The sequence below is a fragment of the Pseudomonas sp. MF7453 genome, from assembly GCF_016405455.1.
Lineage (GTDB): Bacteria > Pseudomonadota > Gammaproteobacteria > Pseudomonadales > Pseudomonadaceae > Aquipseudomonas > Aquipseudomonas paralactis.
Genome location: NZ_JAEKCN010000006.1, coordinates 297,499 through 322,888, shown reverse-complemented (window position 1 = coordinate 322,888; position 25,390 = coordinate 297,499). Strand labels below are relative to the sequence as shown.

26 protein-coding genes are annotated in these 25,390 nt (G+C 57.3%); all 26 read left to right on the top strand.

The window, feature by feature from the left end:
- Positions 1 to 122: 122 nt before the first annotated feature.
- The 26 genes from JFT63_RS12250 (at position 123) to JFT63_RS12125 (ending at position 25,386) form a co-directional block, all read left to right on the top strand.
- Complete coding sequence (locus JFT63_RS12250) at positions 123 to 611, top strand: phage regulatory CII family protein (protein WP_057023999.1); 489 nt, start codon at positions 123 to 125, stop codon at positions 609 to 611.
- Positions 604 to 807, top strand: coding sequence for a TraR/DksA C4-type zinc finger protein (locus JFT63_RS12245; protein WP_057012601.1), 204 nt, complete (start codon positions 604 to 606; stop codon positions 805 to 807). Before JFT63_RS12250 ends, JFT63_RS12245 begins: the two co-directional genes overlap by 8 nt.
- The gene (locus JFT63_RS12240) at positions 804 to 3,494 is read left to right on the top strand and encodes a bifunctional DNA primase/polymerase (protein WP_198844043.1); all 2,691 of its coding nucleotides are present in this window, start codon (positions 804 to 806) and stop codon (positions 3,492 to 3,494) included. The genes JFT63_RS12245 and JFT63_RS12240 overlap by 4 nt, the downstream gene beginning before the upstream one ends.
- Before the next feature lie 336 nt (positions 3,495 to 3,830).
- Entirely contained in the window at positions 3,831 to 4,313 is a 483-nt protein-coding gene (locus tag JFT63_RS12235; protein WP_198844042.1) for a hypothetical protein, read from the top strand.
- A gap of 189 nt (positions 4,314 to 4,502) precedes the next feature.
- Positions 4,503 to 4,868 (top strand): putative holin, encoded by a 366-nt coding sequence (locus JFT63_RS12230; protein ID WP_057023995.1) that lies wholly within the window; start codon positions 4,503 to 4,505, stop codon positions 4,866 to 4,868.
- A complete protein-coding gene (locus JFT63_RS12225) occupies positions 4,861 to 5,151 on the top strand; it encodes a phage holin family protein (RefSeq protein ID WP_106118200.1) in 291 nt (96 codons plus the stop codon). Before JFT63_RS12230 ends, JFT63_RS12225 begins: the two co-directional genes overlap by 8 nt.
- Before the next feature lie 24 nt (positions 5,152 to 5,175).
- Entirely contained in the window at positions 5,176 to 5,907 is a 732-nt protein-coding gene (locus JFT63_RS12220; RefSeq protein ID WP_198844041.1) for a hypothetical protein, read from the top strand.
- A gap of 208 nt (positions 5,908 to 6,115) precedes the next feature.
- Positions 6,116 to 6,610 (top strand): hypothetical protein, encoded by a 495-nt coding sequence (locus JFT63_RS12215; protein ID WP_032892956.1) that lies wholly within the window; start codon positions 6,116 to 6,118, stop codon positions 6,608 to 6,610.
- Positions 6,611 to 6,629: 19 nt separating this feature from the next.
- Positions 6,630 to 8,651, top strand: coding sequence for a phage terminase large subunit family protein (locus JFT63_RS12210; RefSeq protein ID WP_198844040.1), 2,022 nt, complete (start codon positions 6,630 to 6,632; stop codon positions 8,649 to 8,651).
- 2 nt (positions 8,652 to 8,653) lie between these two features.
- The gene (locus JFT63_RS12205; RefSeq protein WP_032892955.1) at positions 8,654 to 8,875 is read left to right on the top strand and encodes a DUF6148 family protein; all 222 of its coding nucleotides are present in this window, start codon (positions 8,654 to 8,656) and stop codon (positions 8,873 to 8,875) included.
- Positions 8,872 to 10,482 carry a phage portal protein gene (locus JFT63_RS12200; protein WP_198844039.1) on the top strand — a complete coding sequence of 537 codons (1,611 nt, stop codon included), beginning with the start codon at positions 8,872 to 8,874 and terminating at the stop codon, positions 10,480 to 10,482. The genes JFT63_RS12205 and JFT63_RS12200 overlap by 4 nt, the downstream gene beginning before the upstream one ends.
- 2 nt (positions 10,483 to 10,484) lie before the next feature.
- Positions 10,485 to 11,834 carry a S49 family peptidase gene (locus JFT63_RS12195; RefSeq protein ID WP_198844038.1) on the top strand — a complete coding sequence of 450 codons (1,350 nt, stop codon included), beginning with the start codon at positions 10,485 to 10,487 and terminating at the stop codon, positions 11,832 to 11,834.
- Positions 11,835 to 11,875: 41 nt separating this feature from the next.
- Positions 11,876 to 12,292, top strand: a complete 417-nt coding sequence (locus JFT63_RS12190) for a hypothetical protein (RefSeq protein WP_060767204.1) — start codon at positions 11,876 to 11,878, stop codon at positions 12,290 to 12,292.
- 52 nt (positions 12,293 to 12,344) lie between these two features.
- Positions 12,345 to 13,292, top strand: a complete 948-nt coding sequence (locus JFT63_RS12185) for a Mu-like prophage major head subunit gpT family protein (protein ID WP_057012591.1) — start codon at positions 12,345 to 12,347, stop codon at positions 13,290 to 13,292.
- 35 nt (positions 13,293 to 13,327) lie between these two features.
- The gene (locus JFT63_RS12180) at positions 13,328 to 13,576 is read left to right on the top strand and encodes a hypothetical protein (RefSeq protein WP_057012590.1); all 249 of its coding nucleotides are present in this window, start codon (positions 13,328 to 13,330) and stop codon (positions 13,574 to 13,576) included.
- Positions 13,566 to 13,766 carry a hypothetical protein gene (locus JFT63_RS12175; RefSeq protein WP_198844037.1) on the top strand — a complete coding sequence of 67 codons (201 nt, stop codon included), beginning with the start codon at positions 13,566 to 13,568 and terminating at the stop codon, positions 13,764 to 13,766. Before JFT63_RS12180 ends, JFT63_RS12175 begins: the two co-directional genes overlap by 11 nt.
- Entirely contained in the window at positions 13,759 to 14,046 is a 288-nt protein-coding gene (locus JFT63_RS12170) for a hypothetical protein (protein ID WP_060767208.1), read from the top strand. Before JFT63_RS12175 ends, JFT63_RS12170 begins: the two co-directional genes overlap by 8 nt.
- Positions 14,047 to 14,049: 3 nt before the next feature.
- The gene (locus JFT63_RS12165; protein ID WP_198844036.1) at positions 14,050 to 14,502 is read left to right on the top strand and encodes a hypothetical protein; all 453 of its coding nucleotides are present in this window, start codon (positions 14,050 to 14,052) and stop codon (positions 14,500 to 14,502) included.
- Between the two features lie 10 nt (positions 14,503 to 14,512).
- On the top strand, positions 14,513 to 15,268 hold the full coding sequence (locus JFT63_RS12160) for a hypothetical protein (protein WP_060767210.1): 756 nt from the start codon (positions 14,513 to 14,515) through the stop codon (positions 15,266 to 15,268).
- Positions 15,265 to 15,609: a hypothetical protein gene (locus tag JFT63_RS12155; protein ID WP_198844035.1), complete on the top strand. Its 345-nt coding sequence runs from the start codon at positions 15,265 to 15,267 to the stop codon at positions 15,607 to 15,609. The genes JFT63_RS12160 and JFT63_RS12155 overlap by 4 nt, the downstream gene beginning before the upstream one ends.
- A gap of 336 nt (positions 15,610 to 15,945) precedes the next feature.
- Positions 15,946 to 18,720, top strand: a complete 2,775-nt coding sequence (locus JFT63_RS12150; protein WP_198844034.1) for a hypothetical protein — start codon at positions 15,946 to 15,948, stop codon at positions 18,718 to 18,720.
- 70 nt (positions 18,721 to 18,790) lie between these two features.
- Positions 18,791 to 19,381, top strand: coding sequence for a DUF2460 domain-containing protein (locus JFT63_RS12145; RefSeq protein WP_198844033.1), 591 nt, complete (start codon positions 18,791 to 18,793; stop codon positions 19,379 to 19,381).
- Positions 19,378 to 20,238 carry a DUF2163 domain-containing protein gene (locus JFT63_RS12140; RefSeq protein ID WP_198844032.1) on the top strand — a complete coding sequence of 287 codons (861 nt, stop codon included), beginning with the start codon at positions 19,378 to 19,380 and terminating at the stop codon, positions 20,236 to 20,238. Before JFT63_RS12145 ends, JFT63_RS12140 begins: the two co-directional genes overlap by 4 nt.
- Positions 20,235 to 20,678, top strand: coding sequence for a CHAP domain-containing protein (locus tag JFT63_RS12135; RefSeq protein WP_057023982.1), 444 nt, complete (start codon positions 20,235 to 20,237; stop codon positions 20,676 to 20,678). The genes JFT63_RS12140 and JFT63_RS12135 overlap by 4 nt, the downstream gene beginning before the upstream one ends.
- A gap of 50 nt (positions 20,679 to 20,728) precedes the next feature.
- Positions 20,729 to 23,215, top strand: coding sequence for a phage tail protein (locus JFT63_RS12130; protein ID WP_198844031.1), 2,487 nt, complete (start codon positions 20,729 to 20,731; stop codon positions 23,213 to 23,215).
- An 11-nt stretch (positions 23,216 to 23,226) separates the two neighbouring features.
- Positions 23,227 to 25,386, top strand: coding sequence for a hypothetical protein (locus JFT63_RS12125; RefSeq protein ID WP_198844030.1), 2,160 nt, complete (start codon positions 23,227 to 23,229; stop codon positions 25,384 to 25,386).
- Positions 25,387 to 25,390 lie beyond the last annotated feature (4 nt).

The window sequence follows — 25,390 nt, the reverse complement described above, 5'->3', positions numbered from 1 at the left end:
GCCTCTCACCAAAGATCCCCTAGCCCGGCTACGACGATACACAGCACATGCACATCGGTCGTGGTCGTAGGATAGGGCGTGCCTGTTTCTATGGCTAGACCGTAAACGGAGTATTTACGGTTATGAGTCGAACAGAACAGTCACCGGCCATTGCGCCGGTTCTTTCACTTCGCAAGGCAATCTATCGTGCGGCGCATGATTACCGCGGCGGTGTCACCGCCCTGGCGCTCGATATGGTGATGGAATACGACAGCTTACAAAAGAAGGTCAAACATGACTTTGAACAGCGCTGGCTTGATCCTGATGAGCTGGAAGAGCTGATACGGCTGACGGCAAATCCCTTGTTACTCGATGCTCTGATGCGACCTGCCGGTATGGTCTGGTACAAGCCGGAAGCCGCGGCGCCTACCAAGGAAGCCTTGCTGGCCGTCAGCAAGGTTTTGCACCGGACGGGCCTGTTTGTTTCCAGCATGCATGAAGGTGCTGCCGACAACATCTGGGAACCGCATGAAGTTGAATGCCTGGAGAAGCACGGCGCCGATGTGATCCGCGCGGTGCTGGGCATTATGGCTGGGGCCAGGCAAGCAATGGAGGCCCGCCAGAATGACTGACATCATTGATATTGCCAACGATCAGGCCGAGTACTTTCTACAGGTCGCCCTTGATCGCCGTCAGCGCCCAACAAGCGCCGTCAGCGCCCAGTTCTGTGAGGACTGCGACGAGCCTATCCCGTTACTTCGTCAGCAGACGATCCAGGGTTGTGCGACCTGCGTCAGTTGTCAGGGGTTGCGGGAGCGGCGGCGATGAGTGAGCAACCTACCAGCACAGCGATATCGTCCTGGGCGCGCCGCTACATCGAAACCTTTAACCTTGCACTGGTCCCGATTGACCCAGGCGAAAAGGCGCCCAAGGGCATGGGGTGGAACAAGCCAGGCGGTTACATCACCGACCCGGCCGCCGCCGAAGCATTCTGGCAACGTAATCCCAACCACAACCTGGGCGTAGTGCTCGGGCCAAGTCGCGTTTGCTCGTTGGACGTTGACGATGTGCAGTGGACGCGGTTTGTGCTGTTCGACCAGATGGGCCTCGATTTAGATGCAATGGCGCTGGTCTATCCGACCATCGTGGGTAACCCATTGCGGTTCCGCGTGCTGTTTAAAATGCCGGATGACATGGAGCTGACGCGCCACTCGCTTTCCTGGCCCAATGAGAACGACCCCGATGGGTCGATTCACAAGGGGCTGCTGGCTCGGGCGAAGGCGGCGAAAGAGCAGGGGGACACCGCTGGTGAGGCGGCTGCAAAAGCCGAGGCCGACGAATACAAGCGGTTCACTGTGTTTGAGCTACGGGCGGGCCTGGTGCAGGACGTATTCCCTCCATCAATCCATCCTGGCACCGGTAAGCCGTACACCTGGCGCACGCCGCCGAATGCAGCGGATGGCCTGCCGGTCCTAACCAATGAGCTGCTGAACATTTGGCAGAATTGGGACGTCTTCAAGCGCAACGCCGAAGCGGCGTGTCCATGGGCGCCAAAGCCAAAGAAGCCCGCCGCGACACCTGTCAAGCGCGCTCCAGCTGCCGATGGCAAACCCTCGGTAATTGATGAGTTCAACCGGTGCCACGATGTGGAAGAGCTGTTGCGCGCCCACGACTACATCAAGCGCGGTAACAAATGGCTGTATCCACACAGCAGCACCGGGCTACCAGGTGTGACTGTCACTGACCGCAAGGTCTACTCCCACCACGGTGCCGATCCGCTTGCCAACGGTCACCAAAACGATGCTTTTGAAGTGTTTTGTCTGTTGGACCACGATGGTGACCAGTCGAAGGCAGTGAAGGACGCCGCCCGGATGTTGGGCATGCAGCATTCAACGCGGCCAGATCCGCACGATCTTCCCCCGGGCCCATCTGCGGATGCAGTCGGGCAGGACTCTGGCTTGCCGAATGGCGAGGCCGCTCCGGCTGCTGACGGGGGCGCGGGGGAAGAGCTGACATATGAGCAGGTACTCCGGCGATACGTGCTCGTCGAGGGCACCACCCAGGTGTGGGACCTCGATAAGGCGCGGGCGATGAAGAAAACCGCGTTTGAGGCCCGTGTCGGTAAGCCCCTGGCGAAACAGTGGATGGATGACACCCAGAAAAAGCTGATCTCGGACGATAAGGTCAAAGAGATCGAGCAGGCCCGCAAGATGGCGGGCAAGAAGGGTGGGGCGCTGAACCTTGAGCCGATTGAGCGCTATGTCTATATCGACGGCACCAAAGATGTTTGGGACCGAGAGAAGAAGCGCCGTGTTCCAGAGGGCGCGGTCAAGATGGCTCTCGGCGACATGTACGGCATGTGGTTGAACAGCCCGGATCGCCGCGTGGTTGACGTGGAGAACATTGTGTTCGACCCGACAATGACCAAAGATCCGAACGTCTATATCAATACCTTCGACGGACTGCCCATGGAACCGAGCCGCGATGACGCGGCGTGCGAGAACCTGCGGTGGTTGATCTCTTTCCTGTGCAACCACGATAAGTCGTCGAACGATTGGCTGGTGAAGTGGCTCGCGTATCCCTTGCAGCACCTTGGTGCAAAAATGGATACGGCGGTGCTGGCTCACTCCACCATGGAGGGCTCAGGTAAAAGCCTGCTGTTCGCTGATGCCTTCGGCTTGTTGTACGGGCAATACGCTGCCACGGTCGGCCAGACCCAGCTGGAAAGCAACTTCAACGCCTGGCAGAGCCGAAAGCTGTGGGCGGTGTTTGAGGAAGTGGTCAGCCGAGACCAACGTTACAACCAGGTGGGTAAGATCAAGCACTTGGTGACCGGCAAGACGGTGCGTATGGAATCGAAGTTTATCAACGGTTGGGAAGAAGCCAACCACATGAACGCCGCGTTCCTGAGCAACGAGATTATGCCGTGGCCGATTGCGCCAAGCGACCGCCGAATGCTGGTACTTTGGCCCATGGAAACGTTGCCAGTAGATCGCCAAAAGGCGGTAGGCCGGGAATTGGAGAACGGCGGTGTAGCGGCTCTGTATGCGTGGTTGTTGTCCATTGACCTCGGCGATTTCGACCAGCGCACCAGGCCACCCAGCACTGATGCGCGTGAGCGATTGGTGGCGTTGAGTCGGGCCAGTTGGCAGACTTTCCTGTTCCTCTGGCAATACGGCGAACTTGGGCGCGATATGTGGGGCGCCTGCTTATCGACAGACCTTTACGCGATGTTCCTGGAGTGGTGCCACCGCAACAAAGAGCATGTGATGAGTCAGACGAAGTTCTCGTTGTTCATCAGCTCCGAGGTGGATAAGACCCGCGCCATCCCCTGGACCGACGGCAGCAATCGCAAGTTCGGGGCGTTCTTCTTCCCGCGTGATGACCAGGCTTCCCAGCCCCCATCACTCAGGTCGGCCGACCTGGGCAAGGCGGTGGTTGCTTGGCGGGCAGCGGCACGCCTGGCGGGCTGGAACGTCGACAACTGGGACCACATCAAGGCGGCGGCAGCATGAATCCGACTAAAAGTGTGTTGGGTGTGTTGGGTGTGTTGGGTGTGTGTTGGGTTGGTTTTCGATACCCCACACAATTTCAAGCCTTCTATTTTGCGGCTTTCCGGCTTGTGTGTTGGGTGTGTTGGGTTTGGCGTCGCGCACGCGCATGGGTGACATTATTTCAATCCCTGGTAGCACGATTTTTTTCTTATGCGAGGACCGTTAAACCCAACACACCCAACACACTCAACACAGATGTTTTAAAGCTGTTGAATTTAAAGGCTTTTAGCTGTGTTGGGTTTGTGTTGGGTATGGTGTTTTTTGTGTCGGTTGGGTTTTGAGCGGGGGAGCGGGGCGATGATCGAAGAAATGGAAACTCTGTTGAAGCACTGGGCCGAGCAATGGCTAAATAACGGGATGGGCGGTGGAATGGGAAGCCCCATGGCTACGATCATGGAGTGGGGTGGCTGCGCTCCCCGTGGCACGCCTGGTCCGCGCATTATCCTTGGTGCTGGTGCTGGCCCTGATGGTATTGCTCAAGAGGTCACTGCTGGGTTGTCTGAAATTGAGCGGCAGGGCAAACGTGGCGAGGCGCTGGCCCGGCTGGCGGTTGTTCGGTATGGGAGTGATCCGACACCAAGCTGGCTTATGCAGATGCATTTGGCGGGCTTTTCATCGACGGCCCGTCAGACGTATTACGATCAGGTGCACGCTTTGCACCTGCGGTTGCTTCAAGCGCTGACCCGTCGGGCAGAGGTTCGAAAACAACTGGCCGTTCGTCGGGCCGGACAGACTCAAAGTGTTCTCAAAGTTGCGTCAAAGTTGCGTCGAGCGAATTAACCGAAATTGCCCCCTTTTCGGTTCCGTACTCAAGGGGTAAAAAGTCCCCACGATATGGAATTTGCGCCTCGGCGCTGACCTCGCACGTGCTGTGCAGCTTCACCCGGTTCCCCTAGACCGGTTCCTCAACCCCGCCTCGTGCGGGGTTTTTATTTTCTGCCCGATGGGTGTCTGCAATGGAGTATCAGCATGGGCGAGCCAGCAAGCACGGCTGCAACAGTTGTCGTGGCCGGTGGAGCCGGTGCTGCTGTAACGGGATTGTTCACCGGCATTGATGCACTTGCCGTGATAGGCGCGCTTGCTGGTGCCCTGGTGTTCTTCACCACCACTGAAGAGTTGCCGGTGTGGAAGCGAGTGGTGTTCCTGCTCGTGTCCTTTGTCATGGGTTATCTGTTTGCCCCGAGCCTCGGCGAGCTGGAGTTGTGGGGCATTCGACCGTTCAAGCACTCCGGCCCGGCTGCGTTCGGTGCGTCGGTACTGGTTGTCACGGTTGCACTCGCCATCATCAAGCGACGCGGTCTCGATGCCGAGCCGCAAGGGAGGCAGGATGGATAGTCACGTGATTCAGGCAGTACTGACCCAGGCCACGTTCTGGTTGTGCGTGGCGTTGTTCGTTCGCTTGTTCACCTTCCGGCGCCGTGGCGCACGCTTCCGTCGCGACATGAGCTGCCTTGCCTGGATGGTGATGGTGGCATCCGGTGCGGTGATTGTTTACATCGGCAAGGGCCAGTTAATCATGCCGCGTAATTCGTGGCCGCTGGTGGTGCTGCTCGCGGTGTTCGTTGGGTCGGTGTGTCAGAGTTCGGGCAACCTGGCTCGTGTGTGGCGAGTCGGTTGAATTTGTATGTTGGAGATCGCTCCCATGATGCGGCTTGAGATGCGTGACAACATCGATCAGATCGTCAAAGAGATGCGCGGCATCAGCCGGTCCAAGGTGCCCACGGCAGCAGCCAAGGCACTGACATTCACGGCTGAGCGCGTCCAGGCTGCCGAGAAGGCCGAATTAGCGCGGGTTTTTGATCGCCCCACACGCTGGACACTGAACTCCATTTTCAAGCGCAGCGCCACGGTCACCCGGCTGTATGCTCGGGTATGGGTCAAGGACGAAGCCAGCTCAGGTGTGCCCGCATCCAAGTACTTGCCGGTGCACATGGATGGTGGCAACCGTCCACACAAGCGATTCGAGAAAGCGCTGATCCATTACGGCTTGATGCCAGCGGACATGTACGCAGTGCCAGGGCGGCGCGCGCGAATGGATGGCAATGGGAACATCAGTCGCGGCCAGATCGTGCAGATCCTTTCCGCCCTCGGCGCAGCAGAGCGGGTGTCGGGCTTCATGGCTAACCGCACGAAACGAAGCCAGCGGCGCAACCGAAATGCACCGGACTACTTCGTGGGTCGGCCTGGTAACGGCACAGGCCCTCGCGGTATCTGGCAGCGGGTCGGCAGTGGTGCCAGGCCCATCCTGATCTTCGTCAAGCGCCCAACGTATCGACGGCGCTTTGACTTCTACGGGGTCGCCAACCGCGTGGCCCAGGCCGAGTTCGAACCGCTGTTCCGGCGTGCCCTGGCTCGGGAGATGGAAAGGGGCTGACCTCCCGCTCGATTTGTGCATTTCTTCTCAAAAAGTGGCGACATTTCAATGATTTGGCAGGTTTTCGGCTTGACAGGGGCATGTGTGCCCCGAAATAAATGGGTCCTTCCGGGCAACGCGGCCAACGGGGTAATTCGAACCCCGACTTTTTCACAGATTCAACCTGACATAGGGGGTTCCGCTTCCATGTCGGCAATAGGACAAGATTATGCAAACCCAACGTGAAGTCGCTGATCACCTGGACATGAGCGAGCGAAATGCCCGCGATGTGCTCAAGGCGTTGGACCTGGACTGGCAGACCGCAAGCCTGGATGAGATCCGGACGGCCTACATCCGCGACCTGCGCGGAAAAGCCGCTGGGCGCGGGGGCAGCCAGCTTGAACAGCTCAACAGAGCGCGGATCGATGACCTGCAGCAGAAGTCGGCCAATGGACGGTTGGCGTATCACGAAAAACTGAGATCACTGATCCCGGCAAGTGAGGCTGAGCGGGTGCTGTCCGACTGGGCCAGCTTCGCAAACCGGGAATACCTGGGCGGCCTTGAACGAATCATTCAGGAAATCGAGAACGTGCAGAAACTCACGGTAGATCGAACAGTGGTGGCCAAAGTTGCTGGACCTACAACCGAGCGAATTGCAGGCTACGCGCGAAAACTTGGCGCGGAGCTTGTCGGCAGCAGCGGGGAAATTCAACCCGCCCCGTGATATCCCGACCGCGCATTACATGAGCACAGAGTTTTACCTGCCCGCCGAGAGCGGTGTTCTGCACGGGCTCTACGACTTCCAATACACGCCTTACTTTCTCGGTGTCGCCGCCGCCTTGGACGACCCCCGGGTGAGCGAAGTTGACCTGATGAAAGCGGCGCAGATCGGCTGGACGTGGTTCCTGATCGGCTATCTGTTCAAGTTCATCCACAACCTGCCGCGTCCGATCATGATCCTGTTTGCCAAGGAAAAGGACGGCAAGAACTTCCACGACGAAAAGCTCAAGTTCGGCGTCAACGCGAATACCGAGGTGGCGAAGCTCATGCCGGTGGACGTCAGCCGCACATCGGGCAACCGCTGGGACCATAAGACCTTTCCAGGCGGGTTCCTCAAACTGGTCGCGTCCAACTCCCCGGGCAACGTCAAATCCACGTCTTCCGTGGGCTTGTCGGTGGTAGAGGAACCGGACGATACCAGCGACGACGTGAAGGGGCAGGGCGATGCGATCGCCCTGCTGGAAGAGCGTGGCAAGCGCTATCCCGGCTCCAAGATGCTGGTAGGCGGGACGCCGGCGATCAAGGGCGCGAGCAAGACCGAGGCGCGCCTTGCACAGACCGATTGCCGGGTACTGCCGGTTATCTGCCATTCCTGCGGCCAGGCGCATGTGCTGGACTTCGCTCATATCAAGTGGCTCGACATTGAGGAAGAAGCAACCCCCCATGATATCTACGGCCGCGCGGATCCTGATACCGCCGGCTATGGCTGCCCGCACTGCGGCGAGATCTGGGACGACTACCAGCGCAAAGAGAACATCCGCAACACGGTATTCAACGCGGTCGAAGCCGGCGACCCGTACTGCGGTTGGGTTCCGACCAAGCCCTTCGCCGGGCGCGCCGGGTTCATTGAGCTGAATGAACTGTATGCCTGTTTGCCCGGCACCAGCCTGGCCGACATCGTGCGTGAGAAACTCAACGCCGAGCACCGGGCATCGATGGGCGACCTGTCACTGCTGATCAAGTTCGTCAACCAGAAGCAAGGCCGAGCCTACGAGTACAAATCTGATTTGCCCGAGGCTGACAAGCTGGCCGAACGCGCAGAGGACTACCCGGAGATGTACGTGCCCATGGGCGGGATCGTGGTCACCGCCGGTGTCGATGTGCAGCACGATCGCCTGGCGGTGGTGATGCGGGCCTGGGGCCGGGGTGAGGAATCCTGGTTGCTTTACTGGGGCGAAATCTACGGCGAAGTGGTGCTGCCAGACCAGGGCGTCTGGTTGGATCTGGAAAAGCTGCTGTTTGCGGCGATTCCTCACGCCTGCGGCGCCAAGTTGAAAGTGCTGGCGACTTCGCTCGACACATCTGACGGCACCATCACCCAGGACGCGGCTTATGCGTTCTGTCGTAAGCACCAGCGTAGTGGCGTGATGGCGATCAAAGGCGCGAGCGAGCGTGGCAACACCCGCGACGACGAGCGTCGGGAGATCTTCAGCGCGCCTCGGCAGGGCGTCGATACCGACAAAGAGCAGAAGGCCTCCAAGTACGGCCTTCGTCCCTACATCGTCGGCACGTCGCGGGCCAAGGATCTGTGGATTGAAGGCCGGTTGCCGCTGACGGGTGATGGCCCTGGTCGGATGCACTTTTACAAGACGGTGCGCCCGGACTACTTCCGACAAATCACCGCCGAAGTGAAGGCTCCCAGCCGTCGACACCACTATCGCAAGGTGTGGCAGAAGAAGGCTGGCGAGCCGAACGAAGGCACCGACTGTGAAACCTACGCGCTGCACGCCGCCCGCTCCCTGAAAACTCATCTGCTGCAGGAGCAGGACTGGGCGGCGCTCGATGCCCAGATCCGCCAGGGTGGTTTGTTTGATCAGCCCGACCCGGTTAGGGCTGAGGTCGAGCCCAATCCCGATACCGATACCGAGGGAGCGACCCCGGAACCACCGCCACACGTTGAACCCCCCGATCTCCCGCCTGCTGGCGGGAGAGTTGTTTCTGGGCGCCGCAGTGCAATGCGCGTGCTCTCCCAACGCAGGAATTAATCATGGCTATCACCCTGGAACAAGCGCAGGGCCAGCTCCAAGCCTGGCTCGATGCGAGCATGAAGGTCAGCCAGAAGCAAAGCTACCGGATCGGCACCCGCCAGCTGGAGTACGCTGACCTTGCCGAGATCACCAAAACGATCGACTACTGGCAGAAGCAAGTTGATGGCCTGGAAAGCGGCCGGCCACGGGGGATTGTCCTGCGTGGGATCACGCCGCGATGAGCCGCGCACCGAAAGCCCCAGAACCCACACTGCTTGACAAGGCCATCACCTGGTTGAGCCCTGAGCGCGGTGCCAAGCGCATGCATGCCCGGCTCACCATGACCGCGCTGGGCGGTTACAGTGGCGCATCGAAGGCCAAGCGTTCGTTGAGCGCCTGGAACCCTGCCGCGGGCAGTGCAGCGGCTGACTTGCTACCCGACTTGCCCACGCTTCGCGAGCGATGCCGTGACCTTGAGCGCAACAACCCCATCGGTGGCGGCGCGATCAGCACGGTGACGACTAAAACGGTCGGTACTGGCTTGGCGCTTAAGTCCGTGGTGAACCGCCAAATCCTTGGCTGGGATGAAGATCAGGCCAGGGAGTGGCAGCGCAAGACTGAATCGTTGTTCAAGTCCTGGGCGGAAACGACCTGCTGCGACATTACCCGCGAGCAAAACTTCTATGGTTTGCAGGATCTGACGTGGCGTTCGGTGCTGAGTAGCGGTGATGTGTTTCCGCTGTTGACCCACAAGGAGCGCCCTGGTCATCACTACTCGGCGTGTATCCAGCTCATTGAAGCCGACCGAATCTGCAACCCGTCGGGCAGAGCCGATACGGAAATCCTCACCGCTGGTATCGAACGTGACGCCGACGGCGCTCCGATCAAGGCTCACATCCTGCGCAGCCACCCTGGTGCGCTGGGCGTTAAAGAACGGGAATGGGATGAGCGTCCGTTCTTCAACGAGCGCGGCGGTCGGGTGCTGTTGCACGTGTACCGCCGCCGGCGAGTGGGCCAGCCACGCGGTGTGCCGTACCTGGCGCCGGTGATCGAAAAGCTCAAGCAATTGGACCGCTACACCGATGCCGAGTTGGAAGCTGCGGTGGTGTCGGCGTTCTTCGCTGTATTCATCAAGCCGGGGACAGGCGGGAGCCTAAGCCCACTGGCATCTGCTGCTACCGGCAACACGCCCGTCGGCGGCGACCGGCCAGCAGGACGGGAGCAGGGTGGCTGGGACGGTTCGCTCAGCGGCGGCATTGTCGCCGAGCTGGACGACGGCGCGTCAATTGATACTGCGGCTCCAGGTCGGCCGAACATGGCGTTTGACCCGTTCGTGTTGGCGATGCTGCGCCAGATCGGCATGGCCCTGGAGTTGCCCTATGAGGTGCTGATCAAGCACTTCACGGCCAGCTACACCGCCGCGCGTGCGGCAGTCATGGAGGCGTGGCAATTCGTTCGCGGTTGCCGCGACTTCCTGGGCTCACACTTCTGCCAGCCGGTGTACGAGCATTGGCTTGAAGAGGCCATTGCGCAGGGTGATATCGAGGCCCCCGGGTTTTTCGATCACCCGCTACTGCGCTATGCCTACTGCGGTTCGCTGTGGGTAGGCGATGGTCCTGGCACCGTAGACCCGCTGAAGGATATCAACGCCGCCGAGAAGCGGATCGATATCGGTGTCAGTACGTTGGCGAAGGAATCCATGCTCTACGACGGCAGTGACTGGGAGGAAAACCACGAACAGCGCGCCCTGGAAGTGAAGCGTCGGCGCGATGACGGGCTTTCAGCTTCGCCGACGGCCCGCCCGGACAATGAGCTGCCGGCCAATCCCGACCTACCTGAACGGACCTAACTATGAGCGACAACCCAACCGATGCACCCGTGCACCGGGTGACGGCGTTCGACCTGGTCTCACGCGAGCCCTGGGCCATCACTCCGGACATGCTCCAGACCATCACCGCCATTGCCCGTCGGGAACATGAAGGGCCCGAGGCCTTGGAAGCCCGGCAAGGCAAGCCCCTGCAGAACAGCCGTGCAGTGACTCAACGTGGCAACGTTGCCTTGTTGCCCGTCACTGGCCCGGTGTTTCGCTATGCCAACTTGTTTACGGCGTTGTCCGGTGCGACCTCACTGGATGTTCTGGCGAAAGAGTTCACCGCCGCCGTCGATGATCCGCGAACAGACACCATCATCCTAGTGATGGATACACCGGGCGGCATTGCCAGTGGTATCGCTGAGTTCGCTCAGATGATCCGTGCTTCTCCCAAGCAGGTGGTGGCCTACGTATCCGGCAACGCAGCCAGCGCAGGCTATTGGATGGCGGCAGCGGCACATGAAATTGTCATGGGCCGCACCGGCGCCGTTGGCTCCATTGGCACGGTGTTGACGGTGCGTAAAAGCGAAGACGACGGCAGTTTCGAGATCGTCAGCAGCCAGAGTCCGAAAAAGCGGCCTGACTTCGGTACCGAATCTGGCCGCGCTGTTGCACAGGCGCACGTTGACCGATTGACCGACATCTTTGTCGAGGACGTTGCCAACTATCGCGGCCTCAGTGTTGAAACCGTCCTGGCGGACTTCGGCCAGGGCGACATGCGGATTGGCTCGGATGCCGTGGCATTGGGCATGGCCGACCGTGAATCCACCCTTGAAAACCTTATCGCCGAATTCAACGGCAGTCCCTCTGGAGATCGATCCATGTCCGCACCAAACAGCAGCACCGTATCAGCTCCAACCACCGACAAGCCGGCCATCACCCGTGAATATCTGGCCGCGAATCACGCGGAATTGCTTGCCAGCCTGGAGCATGACGCACATGCAGCTGGCGCTCGCGCCGAGTGCGATCGCATCAAGGCAGTCGAGGCGGCCGCGTTGCCCGGGCATGAAGAGCTGATCGCCAGTCTCAAGTTTGATGGCAAAACCAGCGGCGCTGAAGCGGCTGCACAGGTGATTGGCGCCGAAAAGTCCAAGCGCGCCACTGCTCTTGCCGACATCCGCAGCCAGGCCCCTGCGCCGGTACCCAACGCACTCACTCCACCGGTTGCACCAGTTGCCGCCGAAGAGGATCCGGAGGCGCCCCTGGAAGAGCGCGCCAAAGCGACCTGGGACGGTGACAAGGATCTGCGCGCCGAGTTTGGCACTTTCGAGGCCTATCACGGTTACCGCAAGGCCACCGACCGTGGTTTGGTCAAGGTTCTGAAAAAGTAAGCCCCTGGTCCGTCCCTTAAACCCTGGCTCTGGAGAATCCCATGCCTCTTACACTCGATACCCCCCGCGCTTACGAGATCGGCACCATCAACGACTTGTCGGTTGCCGCCGGTGTGCAGATCTTCGAAGGCTCGGCCGTTGGCATCATCGCTGCTAGTGGCCTTGCTCGCCCTTTGGCGGCGGGTGACCTGTTTGTCGGTTTCGCTGATCGCGGCGTCGACAACCGCACTGGCGCCGCTGCGGCCGCGCGGGTCCGTCTTCGCGAAGAAGGCAAGATCGAACTGCCTGTGGCTGCCCTGGCACTTGCCGATATCGGCAAGCAGGTCTACGCCAGCGACAGCGGCGCGTTCCTGCTGACCGCAGCCGGGAATAGCCTGGTTGGCCATGTTCACCGTTTTGTCCGCTCTGGCGTCGGCATCGTCAAGTTCGCCGCCCAACCAGTACCCGTCGCGCCTTAACGCAACACTCACCCCCGTTTTTTGACCGTATCCTTCTTCAGGAGAATCACCCATGGGTGCTGAAGTACTTTCCAGCCGTGCCGTCATCGGCATGTTTTACGAAATGCTCGAACAGAATGTGGGGTCGAACTGGATCGACGCCGTGTCCAACCTGTTCGATTCTGACCAGGCAAAAGAAACCTACCCGTGGATTGGCATGGTGCCAACGCTGCGTGAGTGGATCGGTGGCCGTCATGCCAAGGGCTTCATCGGCGCTGAACTCGAAATCGAAAACCTGCACTTTGAAGCAACCATTGAGGTTCTGGTCAAGGAGCTGCGCCGAGACAAAACCGGGCAGCTGCGGATTCGCCTCGGTGAATTGGCCGACCGCACGAATGCCCACTGGGCCAGACTACTCTCGGTACTGTTGCTCAATGGCGAAACCCAGGTCTGCTACGACGGCCAGTATTTCTTCGACACCGACCACGAAGAAGGTCAGAGCGGGGTGCAGTCGAACAAAATCACAACCAAGCTTTCGGAACTTGCCGCGACTGTTCATGGCACGCCGACTCGTCCGAGTGTTGAGGAGTTTCAGCAGGCAGTTGCTCGGTCCGTTACCCAATTGACCAGTCTCAAGGATGATCAGGGCGAACCCATCAACGAACTGGCCCGCGAATTCCTGGTGATGGTGCCGTTCAACCTGTTGAGCGTTGCTCAGTCAGCGTTGAGCGTTCCGCGCGGCACCAACATCAACGAGATTGTCATGCCCGACAACGTTGTGGTTCGGGTGGTGGGCAACGTGCGACTCAATGCCTGGCAGGACAAGTTCGTGACCCTGCGTACAGATGGCCGCCTAAAGGCATTCATCCGTCAGCAGGAAACCGACGTTGCCATGAAGGCGAAAGCGGAAGGCTCGGAATACGAGTTTGACAACGACGCTCACCAGTACGGTGTCGACACCTGGCGCAACGCCGGTTTTGGTCGCTGGCAGTACGCCGTCCTTAACCAGCTGGTGGCATAAGCCGGTCGGCCTGCCACCTCACCGAGGACACTGATATGCCGAAATACCGCGTTAAAGAGACCATCACCCTTTACGGCGGGGAGTTGATCTTGACAGCCGCCCAGGCCAGCGCACGACAGCACTGCCTGGAGCCGGACGAAAAGAAAAAGGGGCGCTACACCATTCTGGAGCCTGTCCAGTTCAAAGTCGGGGAGGTGATCGTTATCCCTGGTGAGCCGGACAAGGCGCTGGAGCAGCGGCTTGTGAAAGTGGACAAGGCAGGAGGGGCCAGCGATGCCGAATAAAACCTATACGGTCCTGTCAGGGTCGTTCCGCCGGTCAGACAACAGCCTGGTGGGTCAAGGTGGCGTAGTCGAGTTGCCGGACGATGTCGCAGATCGCTTTCGTCACCAGCTGGAAGTCGTGGTGCACGGTCCATCGCCGGCACCGGCTGGTGATGGTGGACGCAAGTCGAAGGTGAGCCCCGATGCTTGACGAAGACCTCAGGGGCTTCCTTGAGGACTTCGACGTCGGCGGGGTGGTTGATGGTGAGCCGTTTTTAGCGGCCCGCGACATGCCTGATGAGATCCATGGCATGGGCGGCACCAACAGCCAGTCCACCGGCTACGAGATCCTTGTTATTACCTCGGACGCTGAACGCCTCGGTATCAAAAATCCCAAGCTGATCACCGTAGGTGGCGTGTCCTACCGGGTGCGTGACTGCCGGATGATCGATGACGGCGCCTTCAGCCTGGCCTCACTCACCAAGGTTTAACCCATGCCTTCGATCCAAGAACGCATCGTCGCAAAGGCGCAGGCGCTAATCCTGGCTGCCGATACGCCGGTGGCTGACCGTGTGTTTCGCAGCCGTACCGAGGCGATCACACGTGACATGACACCGGCGCTCGTACTGCGGCCCAGCCTCGAAACCACTGAGCGAGAAAGCTTTGCCGTGGACCGCAACCAATTCGAACTGACGGTGGAAATCATCGCCCGGGAAGACACTGTCACTGGAGACGCCTGGGACCAGGTGGCTGACCTCGTAAAGGTCGCCGTGCACGCTGTGCTGACCACCGAGGATGCCTTTCCTGAAGCGGACCGGGTACAGCGCTTTTACATCGACTGGATCGAGGACGAGGGCGACAACACAGCCGGCAACTGCCTGGTCCGCTACCGCTTTACCTACCTGTGCAACACCGACGACTTGACCACCAGCCCCACCTTTTACTGAGGAATAAATTATGCAAATTGCATTCGGCAGTGGGTTGTTTTACGCCACCCCGCTGATGGACGCCTATGGCAACGCCCTGGCGTCACCCACCCCGATCCTACTGGGCATCATGCAGGAGGCATCGGTTGATCTGTCCTACGACTCAAAGGAGTTGTTCGGTAGCGAGCAGTTCGCCGTGGATGCGGCGCGTGGTCAAGGCAAGCTGTCGGGCAAGGCCAAGGCCGCCCAGATCAGTTTGTCGCAGATGAATGCCCTTGTGTTTGGTCAGACACTGCAGCCCGGCCAGGTGCTGGTGCACCATGCAACCACACCGCAGGAAATCCCCGTGGGTGGCAAGATTATCGTCACTGCACCTGGTGCAGGCCTTCTTGCGGGTGATCTTGGCGTTCGTGGGGGAGGTGCAGTGCCCTTTGCCCGTGTGCTGACGGCGCCGGCGAAGGGGGAATACACCTTCAACTCCGGTACCGGTGAATATGCCTTTGCTGTTGCTGACGAAGGCGTCTCGGTGTTTATCGACTACCGCTATTCAGTTGCCACCGGCAAGAGCCTTTCGGTGCGCAACCTGCCGATGGGTGATATGCCGGTGTTCCAAGGTGAGCTGTACTTGAAATACAAAGGCAAGTCGATCTACGTCCGCGTGCCCAACTTCGTCAGCAACAAGTTGAGTCTTTCAACTAAACAGGACGACTACACCATCCCTGACTTTGAATTCACCGGCTACGCGGATGAGTTCGGCGAAGTCGCTTACTGGAGTTCTAGCGAATGACCGTCAATATCCCCGGTGTGGACTTCCAGTTCCCTGGTAAGACGCTGATTATTCCGCCATTGGCGTTGGGCGATCTGGAGCAGTTGCTGGAGCGGATCAACCGTGTCATGGCCGGAAACATGGATAAGGACGCGATTGCCACGGTGATCGATGCCACTCACGCCGCGCTCCGTCGAAACTACCCTGACATGGATCGTCAGGAAGTATCAGGGCTGCTTGATCTGCGCAACTTCCGCGCCGCACTCGAAGCCGTGATGGGCGCTTCTGGGTTGGAAGTGACGGAGCCTGCGCCGGGGGAAGACCAGGCCCCTTCGACTGGGGCCAGCTCTACGCTCACTTGATCGCCAGTACAGGTCAAAGCCCGGTCACGCTGCGGCGTGACTGGGACATGGTGATGGTGGGCCATATGACGGACTACTGGCGGCATCATCCACCCGTGCACGTGCTTGTGGCTGGTTACATGGGATACAAGCCGACTGATGGCGTTACGGATGCGCCTGACTTGGCTAGCAACTTGGCGGCAATGGCGGCAGATATGCGCGCGGATCTGCCTGAGCACCTGCGTGGGGCGTTGGATGCATTCGTTCCGCTCGCATGACCCCTATCTGGCATTTTTCGCCATCACCCAGTGACTCCGCTTCGGCGGTGTTTTTACGTCTGCAATGTGAGGTTTCGGCATGGATAGAAATATCGCGTACCAATTCACTGCCGGCACCCAAGGCTTTGACCGCGCAATCGAAAGCATTGAGCGGAATATGCGTGACGCTCGAACGACTTTCAGTCGCGAACTGCGGGCGATCAATACCGAAATGGTGGGTAGCCAAACTCAACTAAGCCGCTTTGGCCCCGCGGTCAATGATGCGTTGGGTGGCGTCAGCACCATCATGCGCTCTGGGCTTTCCAGCGTTGCGGCCGGGCTGATTGGTGTTTTTGCACTTGGGGCATTTAAGGTCAAGCAGCTGGTTGTTGACAGTAAGGATGCGGCAATTCAACAGCAGGCGGCATATAGGGGGTTGGAGGCAGTTGCCAATCACGCTGGCGTCGGTATTGGTCGCGCCATGGATGAAGCGAACAAGCTTGCTGCTGATGGCCTGATCAGTGTCGGAGATTCGGCAAAAGCGCTCCAAAACCTGTTGAGCCGGGGCTACAACGTCGACCAGGCGGTGAGTGTCATCACTCGCTTGAAAGATGCTGCTGCCTTTAACCGGCAGGCGAATCTTAGCCTGTCGGAAGCTGTAGTGTCGGCTACCGAAGGTTTGAAGAACGAAAACTCGGTATTGGTCGACAACGCAGGTGTCACGAAAAACGTGGCGAAAATGTGGGAGGAATATGCCAAGAGCATTGGCACCACCCGCGACAAGTTGACCGATTCGCAGAAGATCACCGCTGAGTACAACGGGGTGATGAAAGAGACTGAAGCCCAGGTTGGCAACGCCGCGAAAGCGGCTGATGGCTTGACAGGTAGCCAGGCTGAACTCGACTCAAAAAGCAACGAGCTGCAGGTCACTATCGGCACGATTTTGGAGCCTGTTTTTGTCAGCCTGAACAAGCGACTTGCTGAGACGGCCAGCTGGTTCAATAGCCTGTTGAAAGGAATGACAGGCGTTGGGGCAACAGTCGACGAAGTGGCGGCGAACGTTGCTCGCTACGAAACAATCCTCAAGGACTTCAAGCCAGGCCCCCGTGGCAATGGTAGTAAGGCGCCCCTCGAAGCGGCATTGGTGGAGGAGCGTCTGCTGCTGGAGAACATGCAACTTGTCTCCAACAAGGTAGACGAGGTGGACGCTGGTATGCGTTCCCGTGTTGCGCGCATTGAAGAGCAGCGCCGAAAGGTGGCTGACATGGCAGCAACGGGCGATACCGCGATGACTAAGGCCCCACAGCAGGGCAGGACGGCACCAACAGCCTACGGTATCGAGGTTGCCCGCTTGACGAAGCTTGAGGCCGGTTATGCCGCAGCGATTGAGCACCGGGAAAAAGTGAAGGCGTCAACAACGCCTCCTACGAAAAAGACTGAAGACGTCATCGCTCCATCAGGTAAAGCAACATCGCGAGTCAGCCAGTGGTCTGAGGCGCTGGATGCGCAAAAGGTTGCACACGCTCAACAGCAGACAGAGCAGGGCACTTTTCTCCAGTTTTCTCAGCAACAGGAAGCAGAGTACTGGCAAGGAATTCTCAAACGTACTGACCTTACAGCCAAGGAACGCTTGAGCGTGCAGCGCAATTATTTGACCTCTTTGAACTCACTACGGCGCGAGGACGAAGGGAAAGCGTTTGCCGACGTGCAGGCTCAGGCCCAGCAGTACCGCAACAATATGGATGCGCGTTTGAATATCGCGCAGCAAGTGCTGGAGCGGAGCCGGCAACTTTATGGTCAGGACAGCCAGGAGTATCGCAAGGCGGCTGCGGAAGTGGTCGCTGTTGAGAGGGAAAAGCAGCAGCAAATCACCAACATGAAGCAACAGGAATATGCCGCTGATAAGCAGGCACGGCTTACCGATGTTGCCCATGCGGAGCAGATGGCGCAGTTGGACCTGCAGGCCAACTTGATTACCCAGGCGCAGTTGCTGCAGGCCCAAGCTGAGTTTGAAAAGCAGCGGTATGCAATTGAGGCTGAATCGCTTGCACAGCGAAAGGTGCTACTGGATCAGGATCCTGATCGAAACCCGGTAGCTCTCCAGCAAGTCCAGCAGCAAATTCTCGCTCTGGAACAAACCCATCGCAACAGCATGGCTGTAATCGGCCGGCAGCAAACTATGGAGTCACAGAGTAATTGGACTGGAATGGTAGGGAGCTTACAGGCCAGTTGGTCCAGCGGGTTGAACGGAATCCTTACCGGCACGATGGGCACCCAGGGGTTGCTGAAAGGTATCTTTGGAAGCATAGGTACCGCGTTCATTGAAAACATGGTCACCAAGCCATTGATGGCGTGGATCTTTGGCGAGACGGCGAAAACCGGTGCGACCGTCACGGGTGTCGGTGTGCGGACTGCTGCAGAAGCGGGCGGCGCGGCTATGTCGGTCGCGATCTGGGGCGCGGCGACCATCTCCAACATCATCGCCAGCGCATGGCAGGCGATGGCCGGTGCATTCGCCGCTATGTCAGCTATTCCTTTTATCGGACCTGTACTGGGGGTTGCGGCTGCTGTTGCGGCCGGTGCGTTTGTTTTCGGCTTGGTCAAGAACGTGGCGTCAGCTGAGGGCGGTTACGACATCCCCGCAGGTGTGAACCCCATGACCCAACTTCACGAACAGGAGATGGTGCTGCCAAAGCAGTACGCGAACGTCATTCGTCAGGCAGCGAGCGGCGAAGGGCAACTGGGTGGCGGCGGCGGTGGTTATCACTATCACGACAACAGCGGACGCCTTACCCCGGCTGACATTCGACGTAATGCGCGGGTGTTTGCAGAGGAAGTGCAGAAGTTGCGGCGTAATGGTGCCATTAAGGCATAAGGGGCGAATCATGATTATAGGGCCGTTTTTTCCAGCGAGATGGATTGCTGGTTTACCAGATCGAGGGGTAATGGCCGAAGACGTTTTGCCCCATATGCCGGGGCAAACACTGCTCGACAAGAAGGCACCGGAATGGAGTACCGGCGTTCAGAAGTCGGTAAGTGGGCGACGTCGAACCACGGCCTATTACGCTGCGCCTGTCTGGTCGTTCCAGATCAATTACAACGCTGTTCGTAAGCGTCCGGGGCTGGACGAGTGGACGCGGCTGTTGCAGTTTTTCAACGCACGCAAGGGACAGTTCGGTGAGTTCTTATATTTTGACCGTACCGATCACCAGGTATCGAAGCATCGTTTCGGGTTCGGTGACGGGGCCACCCGGGTATTTCAACTTTCCAGATCCATTGGGGACTGGGTGGAGCCGGTGTACGGCGTAGTCAACATTGAACTGCTGACAGTAAATGGAGTTCCCTCGAGCGCGTACACCGTGGATGAGTTGGGCCTAATCACATTTGCCCAGCCTCCCGCTGGTGGGGCTGTGTTGGAGTGGACAGGGGCCTTTTTCTTCCGTTGTGCCTACGAATCTGACTCGCTGAATAGCGCGCAGCCATTCGGGAGAATCTGGGAAATCAAAAACGTCTCTTTTACGAGTATCAAGCCATGATCGAGGCTACTCCCGAACTAAAGCAATTTCTGTCCTCGGCACGCAGCTTTGTTATGGCCGATCTCTACACCATCGCCTTGGCAAGCGGTCAGGTTCTTCGTTACACCGATGCGGGTATTCAACTCTATGTTGAAGGGGTGAACTACTCGGCGTCCGGTCCGTTAATCAAGCGTACGGGTGTCCGGATGGTACGAGGCATAGAGGTCGACACACTGAGTGTCACGTTCTATGCCGGCGTTCAAGACACTCTCCTGGGGGAGCCCGTGCTGGCCTTTATAGCCCGTGGTGGGTTCGACGGAGCTTCACTAACTCTCGCCCGGGCCTTCATGTCGGACTGGGGCGCTCCGGTGGTTGGGACTGTAATGCGTTTTATTGGTCGTGTTGCCGAAGTAGATCCTGCTAATAGAGAGCAGGCGACTGTTTCGGTCAAGTCGCCAATGGAGCTACTTGACACAAAAGTACCTAAGGGAGTTTTCCAGCCAGGGTGTCTACGTACCGTATATAGCGCTGACTGTGGCGTGAATCGGGCTTTGTTTGAAACAGCAGGGCATGTGCTATCGGTGTCGGCGGGCCTGAATATACAAACCGATGTCGCTGCAGAGCAGGGCTGGTTTGATCAGGGTGTAATTCGATTTGTAAATGGGGGTAACGCCGGCGTATCACGTACGGTTCGTCGCCAGTCGGGTAGCGGTGTTATTAGTTTGATACTCGGCTTGCCCGCAGTACCTCAGCCCGGCGATCAGTTCCTTATTTACCCAGGATGCCCGCGCACGCTGGACGCCTGCACTAATAAGTTCGGTAACCGGAGTCGCTACCGCGGGATGCCGTTCATTCCTGTCGCGGAGACGTCTGTATGACCGGGGTGGAATTGCTGCAGCGTGATGCAGTGTTGGCGGAGGCTCGGCGGTGGTTAAAGACTCCTTATGCTCACCGGCAGCATTTGGTGGGTGTTGGGGTGGATTGTGCCTGGTTATTGATTGAGGTTTTCCACTCGGCTGGGCTTATGCCTTGGATCGACCCGGGCGCTTATGCCCAAGATTGGCACCTACATCGCAGTCGCGAACTGTATTTGGGCTGGTTGGATGAGTACGGTCATGAAATAGAAACGCCTCAGCCTGGGGACGTCGCGATTTGGAAGTTCGGGCGCACTTACAGCCATGGTGCGGTTGTTGTCGACGAGCACCGGGTTATTCATTCGTATCGCGATGTAGGCGTAGAAGTCGCCGATATGCGCGAAGAGCGCCTAGCCAGCAGGCCGGTGCGGTATTACACGCTTAATCGATATGGGGGTGGATAATGGGAGGCGGTGGCAGCAGTATCTCGAATAGCGCAACACGCATAAACGCCTTGCAAATCCAAAGTAGCGCAAGTGGAAAGCCAATAGCCTGGATAGCAGGCCGAAACCGTATAAGTCCCAACCTTATCTACTACGCCGACTTTGAGGCAGTTGCCAAAACAACTAAAACAAAGACCGGTGGCAAAGGTGGCGGTGGCGCTACACAAAAAGACACTACCTATACCTATTACGCGGCCATCATCCTTGCGATTGGCCGCGGGCCGCTCAGCGCGGTACGGCGTATTTTTCGGGATAAAGAAGTATTCGATGAGAAGTTGGTCGACGGCGTGCCGCAGTCTGCTCTCGCGCAAATCGGGTTTAGCTTTATGCCTGGACAACCGGATCAGCCAGTATGGGGTTACCTCGAAACCAAACACCCGACCGAAGCTATCGCATACTCCGATACTGCTTATGTGTACTCGGCACATTATCTGCTGAATGATAACGCCGGCGTTCAGAATCACACCTTTGAAGTTGACGGACCCTACCAGGTGCCGGGCTTGCCGGACGCTAACCCCGGCGAATTTCTGCCTGGCCTATTAATGGATCCGCTGGATGGCGTGGGTTTCGATCCTCGGTGGATTGATGACATGTCTAATTACCGCGACTACTGCTTGGCAGAAAACTTGTTGCTGAGCCCGGTTCTGGACGAGCAGGCGCCCGCTAGTGAAGCTATCGCGCGATGGCTACAGCTGACCAACAGTGAAGTGGTGTGGTCTGCAGGAAAGATGAAGGTGGTTCCTTTTGGTGACCAAATAGTTACCGGTAATGGGGTTACCTGGTATCCGAATGTTTCCCCAGTAGCGCATCTGACCGATGATGATTTTTTGGCAGAAGAGGGTGAGCCACCGGTACAGCTGAAGATAAAAAGCCAGGCCGATAGTTACAACGAAGTGTCGTTAGAAATTCTTGATCGTGATCATGAGTACAACACGGATGTGGTGCGTGGAGTGGACCAAGCTGCTATTGAGCAATTCGGCTCTAGACCTATGGACACAATCAAGGCGTATGAAATCTGCAATCCCGTCATTGCGTCGCACTCGGCCCAGTTGCTGGTTCAACGCAAGCTTTATATACGCAATGAGTATCGCTTTTCCCTGGGTTGGCAACATGTGCTACTGGAGCCGATGGATCTGGTTACTGTCACCGAGCCGGGGTTGAAGCTTGATCGGCGATTGGTGCGTCTGATCTCCGTCGAGGAAGATGAGGATGGGAAAATTGCCATCGTTGCAGAGGACGCATTGCTCGGCACTGGTAGCGCGTCAAATTACCCCGTGCAGAGCAAGAGCGGTTATCAGGGAAATCAGAACGCAACGCCCGGCCCAGTGCTACCGCCAATAATTTTTAATCCTCCTGAGAGTCTACTACTCCCGGGCGAACTTCAGGTTTGGGGTGCCGTCGCCGGAGCTGGCGACTCCTGGGGCGGTTGTGAGGTCTGGATCAGTGCGGACGGTGACAGCTATCGGATGGTCGAGAGTATCTATGGCCGATCTCGGATAGGACGCCTTACTGCGCCTTTGGAGGTTGGTAGTGATCCTGACCTGCAGAATGCTTTATCGGTCCAATTGGCGGTTCCTTCTGAACTCACGGCGGCCACCACGGGTGAGGCTGATAGCGGTGCAACACTTTGTTGGGTTAACGGTGAGTTGATCAGCTACCGAGATGCTTTGCTCACGGGGCCGGGATCATACAATCTGAGCTATCTGCGTCGAGGCCGGTTAAGTTCTAAGGTTTCTGCTCACGCCGTGGATGCCCCTTTTGTAAGGCTTGATGATGCCATCTGGAAATACAGTTTCGCCGTTGATCAAATCGGCAAGCGGGCCTGGGTCAAATTTCGCTCCTTTAACGTGTTTGGGCGAGCATTGGAGGATCTGGCAGATGTCACTGCTTATAGCGTGATGCTATCACCAGTTAAAGTCGCGCCAAGCCCGGCGCTTAATTTGCAGTTGGTCGGCACTTTTGAAGCGCCATATTTCACTGTGAGCTGGGCTGCAGGTAGTCATGCAGAGGACCGCCTGGTAAGGGTGCGCAACGGCGCTACCAACGCCTTGCTAAGGGAAGTACCTACAACCAGCACGGCTTACACCTATCAGCGAGCAGATGCGCTGGTGGATGGGGCGTTGGTGCGCGCTTACCGGGTGGAAATCGTCGAGCGGAACGCAGTCGGTAATGCCCCTGTTACCGCCCTGACAGTGACGAACACCGCTCCTCCAGCCGTGACAGGAAGTACCGCTATTGTCGGCGGGGCTACGGCCCTTGTAAGTTGCAATCCAAGCCAAGCGGCCGATGCCGCAGGGTACATTTTCGTGTACTCAACGCAATTAGGATTCGATCCAACGGTTTCTGGAACCGTTGGTTACGAAGGTGCGTCTGCATCTGGGCAGGTTCAAGGCTTATCATTGGGAACCACTTATTACCTACGTATTGCTGCGTTTGATACTTGGAGCAACGTTCGCTCACAGCTTAACTTTGCACCACCAATTACCCTTCAGACCTGAAAGAGATAATTATGCAACCTATTCAGTTCTTCGCTGCAAGAGCCGAAGACGGCGCTCTATTGCCTGATGCGACCGTGGACGTGTTTGTTCACGGCACGCAAGAAAGAGCCGTTTTGTTTTCAGACTCTCCGGGTGTTACACCTTTAGGAAATCCCGTTCGTTCTGATGCAAACGCACGGGTGTTTTTCTATACAACGGCTCCTCGTATTGATATGCGTATAAGTCGATATGGATATGTCGCGCCGCTGCTGGTCGATATCTCTACATTGGACGCGGCGACTGCTGTAGAGCAGGTTCAGGATAATATTGATAAGGCGATAAATAAGATCGATGGTTCGCTAGAGGTGATGAGAACTCAATTTGATGAGCTTCTCGAGCGGTCTGGTTTCGAAACAGTGTTCTTGCCTTATGGTGTTGGAGTTGTCGTGGAGCGTCCTACACAAGCAGTGCAGCGTGATGGTGAGCTGTATAAAGTTACGAATCAATCAGACTTGCCACTTACGCTTTCAGGCAATTGGAATGCAGATCGCCTGAAGTTGACAGCTATCGGCGATCAGGCGCTCCGCCAACAAGTACAACCGTTCCTGGACGCTGGTTACTTCCAGCCAAATGATCTTGATTTGTCTGGCGTTGTCAATGAACAGGCAAAAATTATAGCGTATTTGCTCAAATATAAGCGAGTAAGAATCCCGGCCGGGAAAGTCAATATTGGAGAGCTTGCACCTCCTTCTGGAACATCTTTGATTGGCTATGGAAAAACTAGACTTAATCGGTCAACGAAACAGTGGTTGTCTGGCGGAACCACTCTAATAGGTTCAATTAATCTTACAGGCAAGACCGGTTGCCGGCTTTATGACTTCAATTGCGATGGATACGCAGCAGGTAATGCCATCGTGGGATTGTCTGATTCTACTGAGTGGCATTGGATTGAGCGTGTGGCTGCTCGCGCCAGTGACCATAACTTTTTGTTTGAGCAAAATGGCTCAGATAGTGCTGGCCGTTACGGCGGCAATATTTTCTGTGTCGACTGTGATGCCTACGATGGACCGAATGGGTTCGTCTCCAAAATGCTCAACGTTACATTCTTACGCTGCTTCGCTTATGACGTCACGGTTCAAGCCCATGTGGCTGTATCCGATAATATCAACGGCCCGGGTATTTTTAGTCGTGCTCAAAATACTAAGTTTATAGAGTGTGGCGGCGATGGTTGTCATATTGGCTGTTCCATTTATTCTCACGATTTCTACCATGGTGTTCCACCCGCCAGTCACGTAGTTACAGTGAGTCCATCGACGGGTACTTATTGGTCGGGTTCCCACACCAATGTGACCAACTGCCAAGGCCACGTCGGTGATTATCCAGAGCAGCCCGGCAGCCCTTATAACTTTGTTCCGATTTTCAATAACGAGGTAACAGTTGGTGGAGGAAACTTCCAGAACTCGCCATTGTTTGGTTGGCGCTTTGATTGGGCTGGTCGTCCTAGGGTTTTGGCTGGTCACTTCTCGGGTTGCGTCAATCCAATCGTGATTGGGTCGAATGTTGTGGATCTTTACGTGGATTATAGTGTTACTCGTTTTGGTGCGATTAATCCCGGAATCTTGTCCTACGAAATTGTAGAGTCGAGCAACGCAAACGCAATAAACGTCAGCATGGTTCGAGATGTCTTGGTTGTTCGGAATACTGAGCCTACGGCTATCTCGTTGCTTGTAACAGGTAATAGCTTCCAGAAGATAAATATTATACTTGATGATGATCTGACTACTTTGACGATTGGTGCAAGAGCGATCTTCGGAAAAGGCTCAGCGATATCTGCGGAGTGGAATGGTGAACTCGGTACGTGGCGGGTGATTGCGGCTCCTAGCACTTTTCCGGATTCAGAGGTTCCGTTTGAATATGCCATGAATCTTGATTTGTCTTGGCGATCAAAGGCTGCGTATGTAGAAATGACGGGGAACATTAATACGTTGGTAGTTCGCGGAGGATTTATACCTGGTACACGGTCAACGTTGAGACTTGTGGCAAAGTCTTCTGCCTATTCAGTATTCAACTGGGATGGTGTCAATTGGGGGGCGGCCACCGCTGTTACCTCAATTGCCGCAGATCAGATTGTACTGATCCAGTTCTACTGGACGGGTAAAATCCAGCTCGTTGAGTCTGTTTTGAGATTCTGACACG